The following is an 18,565-nucleotide window of genomic DNA, read 5'->3' on the forward strand; positions in this document are numbered from 1 at the left end:
TTAATTTATTTATACTATATTTAGAGAAATAGATAGTCTATCTATTTCTCTAAATATTCAAAACTACAATTATTGCTATATAAATTAAATATTAATTCATCCTCAATATAAAATTCAAATCTTCCTCTACATGCTAAATTCTCCTGTATTATTCTTGACATATCACCATTCTCTGGAGCCAATAAATTTTGTGCACTATTGTTTGTGAAGTAAACTTTCAATTTATACTTTCCTCTTTTTAATAAAACAAATTTATCACTACAATTAACTATTTTCACTCCATTATATGTAGCTAATCTATATTCCTCGCCTTCATAATAAACACTACATATGCAACCTCTAAAATTTATTCCCATAAATGGAATATCCGCAATAGATACCATTATTGAACATTTATGATTTTCAAAGCAATTACATTGTATCCATAAATATTCTTTAGGAAATGAACTTCCCCAATCCTTCTCTATATACCCTACTCCATCTTTAAAATCTATTTCCTTATTATTTAGCTTTATACTACCAGTTAACTTATGATATAGACTTATAACTCCATGATTACACTCCATAAATGGGATTTCACGAAATGGTCCCATAATGTCATATTCTATAGGGGTAAGTTCCTTATAATTAATTTTCCCTCTAATAGATACGTCTCTATCCTCTATATTTATATCAATACCTTCTTTTGAAAAAATGTTTTTACCAATTTGTATTTCCAGCTCATCTTTACTACATTTAAAATCTAAAAATGAGTATTTAATATTATAAGAATTTGTATTTGTTATCACTTGAATAAATGCTGATTTTTTTCCATCTTTATCAATATTTATTCCAGGTATAAAGGCTATAGTGTTCTCATTTTTTTGATGCTTAAAATACCATCCTTCAAAAAAGTTCTTTGTCTTATTTTCACCATGGAAATTAATCATCTACAAGTCCTTTAATTGCAGGACCTCCTATTAATCGTCCTTCATAATCAAATCTTGATCCATGACATGGACAATCCCATGTTAATTCATCCGCATTCCAATGAAGTTGGCATCCTAAGTGAGAACATTTTGTTGATACAATAAATTCTTTTCCCTCTTTATTTTTGTAAACACCAACCTTATCTCCATTATATTCAACAATTCCAGCATGACCATTTTGAATATGTTCTATTTGACTACTTGGAATATATATTTTTTGTGCAATAAAGTTCTTAGCTGTTTCACTTATATCTTTAGCAACATTATTTATTGATGCTGACAAATCAAATCTTTTTGGAGAAAATATTTCAGAAAAATCATTTTCTTTTTCTAAAATCATATCTGATATTATCATGGCTGATACCATGGAACTTGTCATTCCCCATTTATTAAATCCTGTAGCAACATATATATTAGGTGTATCATCAGAATATCTACCTATATAAGGTATTCCATCTATGGTCATACAATCTTGAGCTGACCAATGATACTTTTCTTTTGACTTTGGAAATAATTCTTTTGAAACTCTTCTTAACTCATAATAGCTTCCTCCAGTTTCATTATCTCCTGTTCTTTGCTTTATACCGCCTAACAATAGTAAATCTTTATACATTCTAAAGGAGTATCCGCTCTCGGCAACATCTATATACATCCCCTCAATATCTTTTACATTTTCTAAAGCTATAACATAGGACCTTTCTTGATGCATTTTCAAAAAGTAATATCCTGGTTCATTCATTATTGGGTAATGTGTTGCTATAATTATATTATTTGCAGTTATCTCTCCCCTATCAGTAAATACTGAGTTTTCTCTAATTTCTACTGCCCTTGTGTTTTCATAGATAGTTAAATCCTTTGAAATATTTTCTAAAAACTTAAGTGGATTAAACTGTGCCTGATTATTAAACTTAACAGCTCCATTAACTTTAAAAGGAAGATTAGTCTCTTCAACAAATTCAGCATTAATGCCAGCTCTATTAGCCGCTTCTACCTCTTCCTTAAGACTGTCTGTTTCATCTAGTGAATATACATATGCTGCCTTCTCTTCAAAGTCGCAGTCTATTTGTCTTTCTTCAATAATTTCTTTGTATTTTTTTATAGCAAGTTCATTTGCTTTTGCATATTGCCTAGCTTTTTCTTCTCCAAATTCTGATATTAATTTATTATAAATTAAATCATGCTGAGATGTTATCTTTGCAGTAGTATTTTTCGTATTTCCACTTGCTGTTTCAGCTCCATCAATTAAAACTACCTCTCTACCATTTTGCTTTAGCATATATGCCGTTAATATTCCTGCTATTCCAGCTCCAATAATTAAAATATCAGTTTTTATATCTTTATTTAAAACTTCCCTTTCCCTGAACTTACAACTTTCACTCCATACAGATTCCATAAAATCACCTCATTTTTATTATTCCATTTTTTTAATGATATACACAGGACATATATTGCACCTTTTCACAAATATATCTAGTCTTTCATAAAATAACTAACGGTATAAATTCTTTAGGAGGCTTAAATGAATTCATATTATGACAATAATATAAATATAGAAAATTTACCCAAAAACTTTCCTCCTCAACATCAGATGCTTCAACCTGGAATTGAATCAATAATGAAACCTAACCCTATATTTGATAACCCTAAGTATAAAGGTAGTGGCAAGTTAAAAAATAAACGTGTTTTAATTACAGGTGGAGATAGTGGAATTGGTAGAGCAGTCTCAATTGCTTTTGCAAAGGAAGGTGCCGATATTGTAATTTCTTATCTTTATGAAGATGAGGATGCAGAGACTACTAAAAGGTATGTTGAAAAATATGGTGGTAAGTGTTATCTAATATCTGGTGATATAATGCATAAAAAGTTTTGCAAAGAATTAATTCAATTTACAGTTGATACTCTTGGAGGCATAGATATATTAATAAATAATGCAGGTGTTCAGTTTCCACAAAAAAGTATAGAATGTATTTCAGAATCTCAACTTGAATTAACATTTAAAGTGAATATATATCCCATGTTCTATCTTACACAAGAAGCCATAAAACATATGAAAAGAGGAAGCACAATAGTAAATACTGCATCTATTACAGCCTATCAAGGTAAAAAGAATCTTATAGATTACTCATCAACTAAAGGAGCAATTGTAACATTTACTAGATCTCTTTCTCAATCACTAATTAAAGATGGAATTAGGGTTAATGCCGTTGCACCTGGTCCGATTTGGACTCCACTTATAGTTTCAAGCTTTTCTGCTGAAGAAGTTACTAACTTTGGATCTGATGTACCTATGAAACGTGCTGGACAGCCCTTTGAACTTGCTCCTGCTTATGTATACTTAGCATCTGATGATTCATCCTATGTAACAGGACAAGTTATCCATGTAAATGGTGGCGCAATGGTTGAAAGCTAACATACCTTAAATAATTAAAAATAAAAATGTGTGTTTAACTTTATAAACACACATTTTTATTAATTAATAACCTCTAATCCGTTATCTCTTAAATATTTATTTACAGCTGGAATTGTTACGTTTAAAAATTGACTAAATGATACTATTATTTCTCCTGATTTTGCTTCATTTAAAGCTTTTAATATAGCTTCTTCTTCTTTAAGTAATATAGTTATTTTATCATCATTAAATCCTTTATTTTTAAGCCCCTTATATAATAAATTTGCAGTTTCTTTCTCTTCTCTTCCCCGTCTGTCTTCCTGTTCTTTAATTATTACCTTATGGCAATAAGATGCAGTTATTTCTCCAAGTTCAACTATATGTTCATCGCTCCTATCTCCAGCAGCTGTTATAATTCCAGTTATTAAGTTTGGATTTAAAGATTTTGCCATATTGAATACTTCATGAAAAGATTCGCTATTATGTCCATAATCTATTATTAATTTAAAATCTTTTATATTAATAATATTTTGTCTGCCTCTATTAGTATTTAAATCACATTTTAATCCTTTTATAGCATCAATTACTTCATAAATATTATTATGAATTTTATTTATTGCAGCTATCGCTGTTATTACATTTCTTGTGTTACTTTTAGATAATCCGTTATATGTAAACTCTAGTTCTTTTAAATTTACTAATTCAATTTCTTTACCAAATTTATTATGTACTATAAATCCCCCCCTTGTATAAAATGCCTCTCCGCCACTTTCTATATGTTCCTTTATTAATTCATTTAAATCATTATCAAATAATATTAATCTATCTTTCTTACTAAAAAGTCTTACTATATCTTTAGTTGCTCTAACTAGCATAATACCATCGTCATCTAGACCTTCTTTAATTAATGATTTTATTTTTCCTAAATCCCCTATTGTATTAATTCCTTCCATCCCCATATGATCTTCTGATAAAGATGTGATTATTCCAACTTTAGCATTTTTAAAGCCTAACCCTTTTTTAATTATTCCTCCTCTTGCAGTTTCAAGTACGGCAATATCTATATTCTTATTTTTAAGAACTTCTAAAGCACTATAGTATCCCGTTGTATCTCCTGTCTTAACTACTTTATCTCCTATATATATTCCTCCAGTAGTAGATGCTCCACTCTTATATCCTAATGATAATAAAGTGTTATGTATAAGCCTTGTTGTTGTTGTCTTTCCATTTGTTCCTGTTACTGCAATTATAGGAATCATACCATTGTCCTTTAAATTAGAAATAATCTCTGATATTTCTAAACTAGAAGTTTCTGATTTTGATAAAATAATTGAATTTTTACCATATCCAATTTTAAGATTATTACTATCAATATTTATTGATGGAATACTATTACTATCTAATTCTTTTATTATTTCATAACTCCAATCATCTTCTAATAACCTTTTAGCTCTTTCATAAATATCTTCTTCATCATCTATTATTCCATAAATAATTAAGGAACTAACCTCTTCTCTATCATAGCTTAAATAAGCTTCATTATCTTTAAATTCTAATATCTTTCCTTCAATATTTAGTAAAGAGCATCTATCTACATATTTTTTTATTATACCTTCTATATTACCTCCCTTTATATAGATAATCTTTGGTATACCTTTTATATTTTTTTCAGCTAGAAATCTAACTTTCTCTACTGTCATATGCATCACACTCCTTCCTATTTACCTAAAGTCTCTACCTTGCTAACCTTATAGTTTTCAATTTATATTAAAGTTATTCAAAATAATTTTATAGTTTATCATAATGATTAAATAACTTACCTTATAAATATATTTAATGAGACCGAGTAATACCATACCCCTAACTTTAACGTATATTATAAAAAGCTAAAGATAATAGATATTTCTATACTATCTTTAGCTTTTATAATTTTACTAAGTACTTATTTTTTACTTTATGTTATTAATTATATATAATTTTCACTTTTACTATTTTAAATCATTATAGTTCTAATCTATCTATAATATCTAATCCAAGTTCTTTCGCAAAATTTAATCCTTTATCTAAATCTCTCATATGACAAGGATCATGAGCATCAATTCCTATTATTCTCTTTATATTGTATTCCTTTGATAACATCCAAAATTCTTTTATAGGATAACTATATCGTTCACCATTATTATATCTAACCATAGGCTTTCTAAATCCATTAACATTTATTTCAAGAGGTATATTTAAATCCTCAGCAGCTTGTAAAATCCTTCTTGATTGCTTAATTGTATTCTCATCCCACTCCCTATAACTAAGTCCAAAAAGATCTGGATGTGCAACACATTTAAACAATCCACTTTCCATAGATTTTACTACATAGTCTACATAACATTCTAATATCTCTGGAGTTAATTCTATACTACCTACATAAAACCATTCTCCTTTATATGGGAAAAAATGTACTCCAAGCAAAAGATAATCAACTTTATACTTCTCCATAAGTTCTTCATAAAGCCATCCGAAATCTTCGAAGTATTCGCACTCAAGAGCTTTTTTAATAGATATTTTATCAGAATATTTTTTAATTGCTTCATTTATTTCATTAAAATATTCTTCTAACTCTTCATACTTCATTCTGCTTTTATTATCAATATTCTTTCCTGGATGAGGCAGATGATCTGAAATACCAACTTCATCAAATCCTTCAGCAATAGCTTCTTTTATGTATTCTTCTACAGTTCCCTTAGCATGCTTACACCTATAATTATGTGTATGATAGTTACTTTTCATTTTATTTCCTCCTAAGTAAAGTGTCTTTATCTCTCTATTATACATACTTTTTTATATTTCTATCAAATTCATACTTATAAATATACATCTTTATAATATAAATTATTAAATATATATTTAAAAGAGGATTGAAATTTTAAATGGAGTAATTTAGATATAGGATAGTTAATATAAGACAACAATAAAGACACTGTTATAGCAAGTTTGAAAAGAAAATTTAAAAGACTTAAAGAAGAAAACAAAAAACTTAGAGTTAATTATAAATATATTTACAAATTACTATCACTTTATGGAAATTACAATATAATTAAATGTATAAATTATGTGACAATTGTATTATATAACGATGCAAAGAGCATATATTACTTTTAATTATATCTTACAACAATAACTTTTTAAAAGGAGGTGTGTAATATTAAAAAAATCAGTAAAGCTTATTTATTTAATATTATTATGTCAACAATTACGCTTATAAGCTTTTTGATGACTATAAAAGTTGATAATGATTCTAGATTGCCACAAAATATAAATACAGATTATTATATGAATTCATTGCCTTATATTTATATAATATTATTTTGCTTAATCGTATTAGTTCTATTTAATTTATATCAAGCTATAAAAAGTATAAAGAAAAGTAATATTACCAGTTAAGTTAATTATTAGACGAATCATCTTAAACTATTACAAACTAAAGTCCAGCAAATAAACTTGCTGGACTTTTTAATATAACATACTATATATATCATGGTAAAAGTAGTATTTTAAAAACTTTTTATAATTTTACTCTTCATAAGAAATTATTCATCTTAAATTATTCTTTATTATTAAATTTACCTTTTTCTACTATCATGCCATAATTTCTTCACCTTCTGATTTTACATACCACTTACTCTGAGCATTATACATTTCTTTGTATTTACCATCATTACTTATAAGTTCCTCATGAGTTCCGCACTCAATAATGTTGCCATTATCCATGACAATAATTCTATCTGCTATCTTAGCTGATCCTAACCTATGAGTAACTATTATAGATGTATTTCCATATGACATTTCTTTAAATTTATTATATATCTTACTTTCTTCAACTGGATCAATTGCAGCTGTTGGTTCATCTAAAACTATCATATTATGATTTGAATAGAATCCTCTTGCAATTGCTACCCTCTGCCACTGTCCTCCTGATAAATCAACACCATTAAATTCTCTTGATAGCATTGTATCATAGCCATCTTTAAATATTTCTTTGTTCATAGTTAAATCTGCCTTTTTAAGTGCAATATCTTTATCTACATTATAAGTATCAACATACTCAATATTACTTATTGATATGTTTTCTCCAAAAGTCATTTTGTATCTTTGATACCTTTGAAATACTGCTGACACTTCTTTATATAAAGATCTTTGTGAAACTTCCTTAGTGTTAAACCCATCTACTAATATATCCCCATTAGTTGGAAGATATAACCCTATAATAAGCTTAACTAATGTGGTTTTTCCTGCCCCATTTTCTCCAACAATAGCAATTGTCTCTCCTGATTTTATGTGTAAATTTATATTTTCTATAGATAATTTATTTGAAGATGGATATGCAAATGATACATTATCAAGCTTTATATCTGGTACATCTTTTATTTCAACCTCTTTTCCTTTTCGCTCTGGCAGTTCTAAAAATCTTATAAAGTTCCTTACTGTTCCTAAATTTTGAGTTACTTCTCCTATATGTCTACATATTACTTCTTCCATTATTGAGAACAACATTCCTATTGATGAAAATACAGCTCCAAATGCTCCAACGGATATATCTCCATTAATTAAACAAATAAATAATAAATATAGTACTCCAATATATCCAAGTAGCGTAAGAACTTTCATGCCAAGTTCCATAGATCTTATTTTCTTTTCTGCACACCATACTTTTTTATTTAATAACTTTAAAGAATCTAAATATAAATTTTTAAAGTATCTAAATGCCCCTAAAATACGTGTTTCTTTAAAATATTCTCTACTACCTATGCATTCCTCGTAGTACTTATATTCTCTTCTAATAGGAGCTACTTCGTCCTCTAATTTGCTAAACACTTTAATTCTTATAAACTGAGTTAATGCAACTGGAATAAATATAAAAATTAGCGCTAATGCAAGTATTGGTTTTAAATTATATAAATATATTCCCATAAATAAAAAGTATGGAATGTACATGCAAGCAATCATCGTAATTACTCCTATGAGTCCTATACTATTTCTAACACCTTCATGTACTTTATTTATATCATCTAAAACATTAGTATCTTCAAAAGAAATTGAATCCGTATTTCCAACTTTATTATTTACTATACTAGTTATATATCCAGCTACTTTACTCCACCAGCTACTCCCCATAAAATTGGATATCCCATTTAGCATTTGAGCTCCTATTAAGACCCCACCTAACATTAATGCCATTAATATAGTTTTTGCCATCGTATTTTCACCAACTGTTAAAGCTGCTACAGAATCAAAGAAATTTTGACTTGCTACTGTGTTTAAAACCCAGAAAGCTGCATGAATAATATTTACTAATATTATAAATATAAAATATATCGGAGCTGCTTTTAATACCATAGGTGTTATCTTCTTTAGGATTTTAAAAATAGATATACTTCTATCTTTTTTATTATTTATCATAAATACCAACTCCTTTGACTTTCATACATATTAGCATACTTTCCATCCATACTTATTAAATCCTCATGATTTCCCGTCTCTATTATCGAACCATTTTCTATAACAAATATCTCATCTGCTAATTTAGTTGAACCTAATCTATGACTTATAAAGATAGTAGTTTGTCCTTTACTTATTTTCTCAAACTTTTCATAAACATTACTTTCACTTATAGGATCTAGGGCAGCTGTTGGTTCATCTAGTATTCTTAATGAAGCATTACTTACAATAGCTCTTGCCATTGCTATACGTTGCCATTGACCACCTGATATATCAAGTCCATCACTTTTTATCTTCCCAAGATTTGTTTCTAATCCTTTATCTAATTTATCTACTACATCATCTAACTCTACAATATTTATTGCCTCTTTAAGCTCCTTTTCTTTTAACTTATCATGCATACACTCTAAATTCCCCAAAGCTATATTATCTTTAATCGAAATAGAATACTTTGCAAAATCTTGATAAACTACAGATGTTAATTCTTTAAGCTCACACTGACTATACTCTTTTATATCTCTTCCATTTATTAAAATTTCACCTTCAAATTCATCATATAATCCTGTTATTATTTTAGTTATAGTAGTTTTTCCTGCTCCATTTATTCCTACAAAGGAATAATGTTTTCCTTCTTCTATTACAAATGATAAATCTTTAAGTATATACTTTTCTGTACCTGGATATTTAAATGATACATTCTTAAATTCTAATCTTTCTAATTTAACACTACCTATAGTTGGTTTATCTATTGCACCTATACTTTCTTCTAAACTCATAAACTTAGCTAAATCTTTTAAGTGCTCTCTGTTCTTTACAAGATTTTCGGTATAGGCTGTTAATTGCCATGACATTATTTGAATAATATCAAAGACTGAGCTACTTATAGATATAAACATACCAACTGTTAATAATCCATTTTTTACTGGCACTAAAAGTATAACCACTATGATTATTGAAATTAAAGCAGTTATTATACCTCCAAGTTTCATCTTAGCAAACCATTTAAGTTCTATTTTTAACTGATGTTTTCTTACTTTCTCATATAGTTTAAGCCATTTTTTATTAAGCTCACTTGTATATCTAAATAAAGCTCTTTCATCTGCTGTTTCTCTTCCTGTAATAACATCACCTATATAATCTGATTCTCTTCTATATTCAGCCATCTCTCTAAAAGCATCATAGTTTGCTTTCCCTGATTTTATAGATAAATAAAATAATGGAATAGATATTGCCAAGATTAATAAGGCTGCCCACCACACTTTTGTAATAAGTATAAAAATTAAACCTGTTACTCTTACTATTAATGATATTGAGTCTAATAAATCTATATAAGTGCTCTTACATTTTAATTCAGGATCTTCAGATATCCTTGATATTAAATTCCAAGTTTCCTTATCTTCTATATATTTATACTTAAGCTTAGCTTTTTTTTCTGTTATTAATCCCCTAAGCTTTTCTCTAAGTCTTAATTCAAGCCTCACTTCAACAAAGCCTACTAACTGCTGTGAAATCCAATCAAAAGCAATCAGCATTACAATTGTTATAAGTGGTATTATAATTTCGTTTTTATTATAAGTTCCATTAACTACACCTATAGCTGTATCTAAAAACTTTGCTATAGCTACTAATTGAAATGTAGGAATTAATCCCTGCAATATTTTTTGTAAAGCAATTATAATAGAATATATTGGTACAACTTTAAATGGTATCGTTATCATTTCAATTATTTTTCCACTTATTTTTATATCCCCCATAAAATATTCCCCTCTCTTTTTCTGATTACAAATTAATTTTACTATACAATATTTCTTTTTACATATTTTTCTATAACATTTTATCTTTTTAAAGACTTATTCTATAATTTTTTCAGCTTTTCTATAATTTTTTCAAATTTTATTTCTAAGTTAATGACTTATTTAAATATCTATTTATAATTAATTTATTAGCTCTAATCTTGATAAAAAATACTAGTAAAATAAATAAGCGTAATATTATGCAAATAATACATAACATTGCGCTTATCATTTTATATGGAATTTGGTATCTCTATTACAAATTCACTTCCTTTATTAATTTTACTCTTTACTTTTATATCTCCACCATGAGCTTCAACTATCGCTTTTGATATTGTAAGTCCAACTCCAACTCCACCTGATGATCTAGTTCTAGATTCATCTGCTCTATAGAACCTTTCAAAAATATACTTTATATTTTTTTCATCAATACCTATACCATTATCTTTTATAGATATATAGGTTTTACTTCTATCTCTATAATCTGATATTTCTATATATCCTTGTTCTACTGTATACTTAATACTATTAGATATTATATTTATTATAGCTTGACTTATTTTATCTTTATCAATATCACATATAATATCTTCTAAATTTAATTCTATCTTTATATTTTTATCTAAGAACTGTTTCTCAAAATTAACTAGAAGAGTCTCTATTAAGTCTTTAATATTAGTTTTTTCTTTATTTAATACTAATGAATCACTCTCATATCTAGCTAACTTTTCTAAAGATTCAACTAACCTATTAAGCCTTTGAATCTCATCAAATATACTCTTCAATCTTTCCTCCGATGGCTCAAGCACCCCATCAATTAAAGCTTCCACCTGTATTTGTATTGTAGTAAGAGGTGTTCTTAATTCATGAGATATATCCCTAGTTAAAATTTTTCTTAATTTATCTTGTTCCTCTAGATTATCTGCTAGCTTATTCACAGAGTTAATCATTTGATTCATCTCTCTTATATTATTTTTAACATTAATTTTATGAGAGTAATTTCCTTCTGCTATAAGATTTGTTGCCTTTATTACTTTTAATACCGGCTTGCTTATATTGTGAGATATACTAAATCCAATTATTACTGAAATAATTATCGCTAATCCTCCAACAATAATTAATACTCTATTTAGTGTTTCAAAGAAAATTAAATCTGATTCATTGTAATAAAATGGTCCTATATATTCTATACTTAAAGTTCCTATATCTCTATTATCTTTTGTAAGATTTATATTGTCTATTGTATTTCCTTCTTTTAGTCTTGGATTAATCTTATTTGTATTACTTCTAATCTTTTTTAATACTGACTCACATAATAAATTATTAATTTCTCTAGCATTCCAAATAACATTGCCATTATTATCTTTAATTTTAATAATTAATCCATTTTCAATTGAATCTAAACCTATGGTGTTTATATTATCTTTATTCCATTCTTCTGATTTATAATTATTTTCTATAGATTTAACTATTTCATCTTTTCTTTTATCTATACTATCTTCTATGTACTTATTAAAATTAGATTTTATTGATATATTTGCTAGTATTCCAATTAAAAATATTATTACTAAAGAAAATAATATAAAAATTAAAGTAAGTCTATGCTTTAACTTATTCAAAATATTTATTCACCACCAAACTTATATCCTATACCATGCACTGTTATTATATATTTATTTCCTTTACTTCCGTCTTCTATTTTCGCTCTTATATTTTTTATATGAGAATCAATTATTCTATCATACACATAATTCTCTTCCCCTATAACCTTATCTATAAGTTCTGATCTTGTAAAAACTTTTTTAGGGTTTCTTGAAAGTTCTAATAAAATTTTAAATTCTGAGGCAGTAAGATTAACTATTTTATTATCTTTAGTAACCTCAAATTTATCTACATCTATAATAAGGTCACCATTTCTAAACACTAATTTATTTTCATTTAAATTACCACATCTCTTTAATACAGCATTAACTCTTGCAACTAACTGTTTTGGACTAAATGGTTTAGTTATATAATCATCCGTACCTATATTAAATCCATTTAATATATTATCCTCATCACATTTTGCAGTTAACATAATAATTGGAACATCTGACAACTCTCTTATCTTTTCGCATACCTCTTCCCCTGATATATCCGGCAACATAAGATCTAAAACCAGTAAATCTATATTATTTTTTTCAAATATTTTAAGAGCATCTATACCATTACCTGCTGTATATACTATATATCCTTCTTTTTCTAAATAAATTTTAACAACCTCTAATATCTTAAATTCATCATCAACTATGAGTATGTTTTCTCTCATTTAATTATCCTCCAGCGCCTTAAATTATCTAATTATATAACAAAAAATCAGTCTAATATATAACTGATTTTTTATTATATAAATCTTTTATTTTCTTATAAGATCATCTATATTATCATCAAGCATATCTTGAGTAATAAGTCCTGTATGATCATTTACTAAATTACCGTCTTTATCTATAAATAAAGTTCTTGGTAATGCTTGTATTCCATATATTTTTGCTGCATTTAACTCTGTATCAAATAACACATTCATATTATATTTACTTTCTTTCATAAACTCAAGCGCAGTCTTTTTTGTTTCTCTACTTCCATCAGTAAGATTTACCATAAGTATTTCAACCTCTTTACCCTCATACTTATCTTTTGCTTTTTGAAAATATGGCATTTCATACTTGCATGGTGGACACCAACTTGCCCAGAAGTTTACAACTACTGCTTTTTTACCTTTATAATCAGATAATTTAACAGCCTTTCCTTCTTCATTATAAACAGTAAAATCAGGAGCCTTAGTAACATTATTAATATTATTATTTGCTTCGTTACCTATAGAACCTTGCTTTGGCATCTGATTTTCTATTTGGCTTTTAGAATATTTATTAGATAAATATTTATAAGAAACTCCTCCGATAGCTATTAATGCAACGAAAACTATAATTATATATATTAACCTCTTTTTTTCATTCATTTTTAAAATCTCCCCCTAAAATGTTAGTAGTGATAATAGTAAATTAAGATATCCTGTCATCATCATTATTCCTATAATAATTAATAAAATTCCTGATATTATATTTATTATCTTATAATTTCTCTTTATAAAACTAAATGTATTCTTTAAAGAATCTATTAATAATGCTGATAGTATAAATGGAAGTCCAAGTCCTAAACTATATGTTAAAAGCATGAATATTCCTTCCATATGATATTGTGAGTTTGCTGCTATCATAAGTGCTGAACCTAAGAAAGGTCCTACACAAGGTGTCCATCCTACTGCAAATATCATTCCAAATAATATAGATGAAACTAATCCATTTTTCTTTCCTACATTACTTTTTAATTTAAAAGTTCTTTGTAATAATTGAATTTTTAATATCCCTATATAATTAAGTCCAAATATGATTAATAGAACACCTGAAATAACATTAAATAACTTCATATATTCATTAATAACACTTCCAAAAGTTCCAGCTAGTGCTCCAAATATAGTAAATAATATAGAAAATCCTAGAACAAATGCAATAGAATTTCTAAGTGCAATATTTTTATTCTTCTCCTCATCACTTCCCATAAAATAAGAAATGTATATAGGAACCATTGGTAATATACATGGTGAAATAAAGGTTATTATACCTTCTAAAAATAGTATTATATAATTCATATACCCCTCCAATTAAAATGCGCAAGTTAATCTTTTTATAGCGTCATTATATACTTCTTCTACATTTATTTTATCATAACCTGGAACTACTCTAGTAGCTCCAATTAACCTGTTATTTAAAAGAACTGCATAATCTTTAGATACTTCCATGCTCATATCTAAAGAAAATTTACCCCCTCCTTCATTTTTCATTTCTACAGTATCACCTGTAAATGTATTTATAATCATTGGTTTATCATCTTTTTTTAATCCATCTATTTCAATCTTAAAGCTTGGACTTTCTTCAGCTAATGTTACTATTGGATTTAGAAAACTACCATCAAAACTTTTCTTAATTAGGTTTCCTTTTGCTTTAACATGTCTATATTCATCATTTATATCATCTTCTACTCTCTTACTCTTATTCTCTTCCTCATTACTCTTGTTTAAAACTTTAATAAATGTTATAGAACCTATAAGCACTGCTACTACTAGGATTCCTCCTATTATCTTTTTATGTTTCTTCAGAAAAATCATCCCTCTCTCCAGTTTATTATAGATATAATACTAAATTAAATTTTTGTAGATTTTATGAAGATTAAAACAAAACAAGTATAGAAAAAATCTACACTTGTTTTTACCGCTTGTTTTTAATTATCTCATAATATGAAACATTACTTTTATACAGCATTTAAAATATCATAAAACTTACCTTTTTTACTGACTAAATTTTTATAATTTCCTGATTCAATAATTATACCTGAATCCATTACTATTATTTCATCATATTTGCTCAAAATCTCCTCATTTAGCTTATGAGTAACAGTTATTATAGTTAAATTTTTAATATCCAATAACGTGCTTTCTATATCATAAGCTGTTTTAATATCTAAAGCTGAAGTTCCTTCATCTAATATAAGAATAGGGGTATCTTGAATTATTGCCCTTGCAATTGCTACTCTTTGCTTTTGTCCACCTGATATATTTGAACCATTTTCTCCAACAGATGATTCTAATCCATCGCTCATATCAGCAATAAACTTGTATACTCCACTTACTTTTAAAGCTTCTTCTATCTTTTCTCCACTAAAGCTTTTCCATAATACTATATTATCTTTTATACTTCTATGAAACATATATACATTTTGATGTATCATAGATATTAAATTACCTAGGGATTCACTACTAACATCCTTTACGTCTTTATCATCTAAAACTATCTCACCTTCGTAATCATTATAATATCCAAGTAGCAATTTAATTAGTGTACTTTTTCCACAGCCACTTTCTCCAATTATTGCATATTTTTTATTTTTCTCAAATTTATAATTTACTCCATTTAATATGATATCTCTTTCATTATAAGAGAACTTAACATCTTTTAACCTTATAGAGTCATTAAAGCTTTTTATAGTATCCCCTTTGGATTCTTTTTTTCCACTTTTTATAATCTTTCCTAACTTTTCATTTACACCCTTCATTCCCTTTATTTGTGTTACCTTTTGCACAATCCACATTATTGGTCCATTTATTCCATTTCCAAGCTGCATAATTGCAACTAAGCTTCCTACTGTTAAATTTCCCTTTATAACAAAGTATCCACTTAATACAATTCCGGATAATTGACATCCTATAGCTAATACATGTGATAATGCATCTGCTACAGCTCTTATATAAGCACTTTTAAACTTCTTTGTTGATATATCTACATTTTTATCACTAAATTCATTAATAATATCTTTTTCTATATTATAGGATTTAATTACCTCATATCCTGAAAAGATATCCTTAATACTTTTAGTAAAGCTTGATAAACTATTTGATACACTATTTTGTCTTTTCTCCATAGGTTTACTTAATGTTGATGGTACTATAAGCATTAAAGCACCTGTTAAAAATAAAGTTATAGTTACCCATACATTAATATATAATAGTAGTATTACAGTACCAATAAAAATAATTATATCTCCTATCATCATTAAAAATGGTACTATATACTCATTTTCTACTAAATTTATATCATTAGTCAGATTAGAAATATATTCAGCAGTATTATTAGAGTTAAAATCTTTATAATCCTTTTTTAATATTCCTCTAAATATATCTTCCCTTAATGTATTTATAGTTTTCTTTAGATACATAGCTTGGGTCGCTCCAGTAAAGTACTCAACAATTCCCATTAATAAAAAATATACTACTGAAAATATAGCAACTTTAGTAAATCTATTTAAATCTCCACCTGTAGCACTATCAACTATCTGCTGTATTATAATTGCTATAAAAACTTGCATAACTGCTCCAGTGACCCTTACCCCAACAGTTGTAAAAAGATAAAACTTGTGTTTAAACATATACTCTCTCATAATAAATTCCCCTTTATTTTCTTATATAAGTTTAAGTTTTCCTTTTAAAATGTCTATATATTTATTTGCCATATCTTTGTTTAGAGAATAATATACCTTATTATCTTTTTCATCCACGCTAACTAAATCTATAACTAAAAAGCTTTGAATATGATAATTAACGGTAGCTGGAGTTATATCTAGCTCTTTTGCCATAGCCTGATTATACCAAGGCTTATCTGCTATTAATGATATAATCTTTTGCCTAGTCTTATCACTTATAAGCTTTAAGAATTTTTCTAGATTTTTCTCCAAACTCTTAAGTTCATCAAATTCAATATTCTTATACCCAATGATTGCTTTTAATTTATTTTCTACCTTATTGAATCTAACTCCAACTTTATTACAATATGAAACATAAATATCTATATCATTATCTTCTCCAATAATAGATTTAATCTTGTCTAAATGATTTACTTTCATAAATTTTTCTAAATTATTATTCAGAAGCTTTTCATATCTAATTTTTTCTTTATTTGATTTCTCTTCTAATTCATATTCAAACTCACTATATACATCTATAAATTTTTCAATTATATATTTTAATCTCATCCTTGTTTCATTAGGTGAATCATATAAATCTAAAATATTTTTTTTCTGATTTTCATCTATTCCTTCTAAATTAGATATATAATTTTTCATAAGTGCCATACTATGCTTAACTTTTCCCAATCCTTCATTATCATCCTTAGAAAACTCCCCAATAAAAGCTTCACCTAAATAATTGAACAATTCTTTCTCTGTAGATTTATTAAATTGATCTAAGTAATCCTGTACTGAATATAATTCTTCAAAATCTTCTATAAAACCTGAAGTTGCAGCTGTTATTCCTTCAAGCGGTTTAAAAAATTCTATTTCTTTTTTAATAAAACTGCTAAGTTTTGAATCAAATAAATCTAAATATTCATCTAGACCACATTTAATGTCTACTATTCCTAAGGTTTTATTAATTTCCTCTCTCCATACATAATTAATAATAAATGTCTCATAGTTTATAACTGGCTTATACTTGAATTTGAAATTCATAATATAATTACCTCCACTTCTATATCATATATATGTTAGATATATATTAGATGTTCATCTAATATTAGTATATCATAAAATCCTATAAATTCAATTATATCCCAATAAAATAAAAATAAGGATATCTATTTAATAAATATCCTTATTCATACAATTTATAAAATTTTATAATTAATCTATCTCATTAATGTACTTTATAACTCTACATGGATTTCCGACTGCTACAACATTGTCTGGAATATCTTTAGTTACAATACTACCTGATCCAATTACTGAATTCTTTCCAATTTTAACTCCAGCATTTATAGTTGTTCCTCCACCTATCCAAACACAATCTCCAATTTCTATTGGATATGCATACTCAAGTTCTGCAAGTCTTTCCTTTGGTGATATTGGATGTCCTGCTGCAAATATATTTACATTAGGTCCTATTAGTACATCCCTTCCAATTGTAACTTTAGCACAATCTAATATTGTACAATTATAATTCATATAACAGTTTTCACCAAGTTCTATATTATATCCATAATCACATCTAAATGGTGGTTCAATAAAAAACTTTTCTCCTGTCTTTCCTAATAAACCTTTTAGTAATTCATTTCTTCTCTCCACTTCTCTTGGTGGCAATGAATTATATTCAAAAATAACATCTTTTGCATGTTGCCTTTCATTAAATAATTCCTCTCCAAAAGACAAATATAATTCTCCATTTAACATTTTTTCTTTTTCTGTCATTTTAACTCCCTACCCTTATAACATTTGTATTCTAAGATTGTACTTTTCTATACATAATACATCTATAGTTATATTATACTTAACATCTTATACATATA

Annotated in this window: 15 protein-coding genes; 1 reads left to right on the forward strand and 14 read right to left on the reverse strand. The window is 26.9% G+C overall.

Annotation, left to right across the window (positions count from 1 at the left end):
* Nucleotides 1-41: 41 nt before the first annotated feature.
* On the reverse strand, nucleotides 42-929 hold the full coding sequence (locus K5V21_RS03050) for a tocopherol cyclase family protein (protein ID WP_221859026.1): 888 nt from the start codon (nucleotides 927-929) through the stop codon (nucleotides 42-44).
* A complete protein-coding gene (locus tag K5V21_RS03055; RefSeq protein WP_221859028.1) occupies nucleotides 922-2,361 on the reverse strand; it encodes an FAD-dependent oxidoreductase in 1,440 nt (479 codons plus the stop codon). The genes K5V21_RS03050 and K5V21_RS03055 overlap by 8 nt, the downstream gene beginning before the upstream one ends.
* 126 nt (nucleotides 2,362-2,487) lie before the next feature.
* Here K5V21_RS03055 and K5V21_RS03060 point away from each other — a divergent pair, with 126 nt between their 5' ends.
* Nucleotides 2,488-3,378, forward strand: a complete 891-nt coding sequence (locus K5V21_RS03060) for an SDR family oxidoreductase (protein WP_221859030.1) — start codon at nucleotides 2,488-2,490, stop codon at nucleotides 3,376-3,378.
* 59 nt (nucleotides 3,379-3,437) lie between these two features.
* Here K5V21_RS03060 and K5V21_RS03065 read toward each other — a convergent pair whose 3' ends face one another.
* The 12 genes from K5V21_RS03065 to K5V21_RS03120 form a co-directional block, all read right to left on the reverse strand.
* The gene (locus K5V21_RS03065) at nucleotides 3,438-5,057 is read right to left on the reverse strand and encodes a Mur ligase family protein (RefSeq protein WP_221859032.1); all 1,620 of its coding nucleotides are present in this window, start codon (nucleotides 5,055-5,057) and stop codon (nucleotides 3,438-3,440) included.
* A gap of 301 nt (nucleotides 5,058-5,358) precedes the next feature.
* Nucleotides 5,359-6,138 carry a histidinol-phosphatase gene (locus K5V21_RS03070; RefSeq protein ID WP_221859034.1) on the reverse strand — a complete coding sequence of 260 codons (780 nt, stop codon included), beginning with the start codon at nucleotides 6,136-6,138 and terminating at the stop codon, nucleotides 5,359-5,361.
* 849 nt (nucleotides 6,139-6,987) lie between these two features.
* A complete protein-coding gene (locus K5V21_RS03075) occupies nucleotides 6,988-8,808 on the reverse strand; it encodes an ABC transporter ATP-binding protein (protein ID WP_221859036.1) in 1,821 nt (606 codons plus the stop codon).
* Nucleotides 8,805-10,601 carry an ABC transporter ATP-binding protein gene (locus tag K5V21_RS03080; RefSeq protein ID WP_245000620.1) on the reverse strand — a complete coding sequence of 599 codons (1,797 nt, stop codon included), beginning with the start codon at nucleotides 10,599-10,601 and terminating at the stop codon, nucleotides 8,805-8,807. The genes K5V21_RS03075 and K5V21_RS03080 overlap by 4 nt, the downstream gene beginning before the upstream one ends.
* 272 nt (nucleotides 10,602-10,873) lie before the next feature.
* Entirely contained in the window at nucleotides 10,874-12,259 is a 1,386-nt protein-coding gene (locus tag K5V21_RS03085; protein WP_245000621.1) for a sensor histidine kinase, read from the reverse strand.
* A 5-nt stretch (nucleotides 12,260-12,264) separates the two neighbouring features.
* The gene (locus K5V21_RS03090; protein ID WP_221859038.1) at nucleotides 12,265-12,948 is read right to left on the reverse strand and encodes a response regulator transcription factor; all 684 of its coding nucleotides are present in this window, start codon (nucleotides 12,946-12,948) and stop codon (nucleotides 12,265-12,267) included.
* A gap of 87 nt (nucleotides 12,949-13,035) precedes the next feature.
* Nucleotides 13,036-13,635 (reverse strand): TlpA family protein disulfide reductase, encoded by a 600-nt coding sequence (locus tag K5V21_RS03095; protein ID WP_221859040.1) that lies wholly within the window; start codon nucleotides 13,633-13,635, stop codon nucleotides 13,036-13,038.
* Nucleotides 13,636-13,650: 15 nt separating this feature from the next.
* Nucleotides 13,651-14,325 (reverse strand): cytochrome c biogenesis CcdA family protein, encoded by a 675-nt coding sequence (locus K5V21_RS03100; RefSeq protein WP_221859042.1) that lies wholly within the window; start codon nucleotides 14,323-14,325, stop codon nucleotides 13,651-13,653.
* Nucleotides 14,326-14,337: 12 nt separating this feature from the next.
* Nucleotides 14,338-14,841 (reverse strand): hypothetical protein, encoded by a 504-nt coding sequence (locus tag K5V21_RS03105; protein ID WP_221859044.1) that lies wholly within the window; start codon nucleotides 14,839-14,841, stop codon nucleotides 14,338-14,340.
* Nucleotides 14,842-14,984: 143 nt separating this feature from the next.
* Complete coding sequence (locus tag K5V21_RS03110; RefSeq protein ID WP_221859047.1) at nucleotides 14,985-16,667, reverse strand: ABC transporter ATP-binding protein; 1,683 nt, start codon at nucleotides 16,665-16,667, stop codon at nucleotides 14,985-14,987.
* Between the two features lie 21 nt (nucleotides 16,668-16,688).
* Nucleotides 16,689-17,732, reverse strand: a complete 1,044-nt coding sequence (locus K5V21_RS03115; protein WP_221859048.1) for an ArsR/SmtB family transcription factor — start codon at nucleotides 17,730-17,732, stop codon at nucleotides 16,689-16,691.
* Between the two features lie 171 nt (nucleotides 17,733-17,903).
* Nucleotides 17,904-18,467, reverse strand: a complete 564-nt coding sequence (locus K5V21_RS03120; RefSeq protein ID WP_221859050.1) for a sugar O-acetyltransferase — start codon at nucleotides 18,465-18,467, stop codon at nucleotides 17,904-17,906.
* Nucleotides 18,468-18,565: the final 98 nt, after the last annotated feature.

The organism is Clostridium sardiniense (assembly GCF_019753795.1).
GTDB classification, from domain to species: Bacteria; Bacillota; Clostridia; order Clostridiales; family Clostridiaceae; genus Clostridium; species Clostridium sardiniense.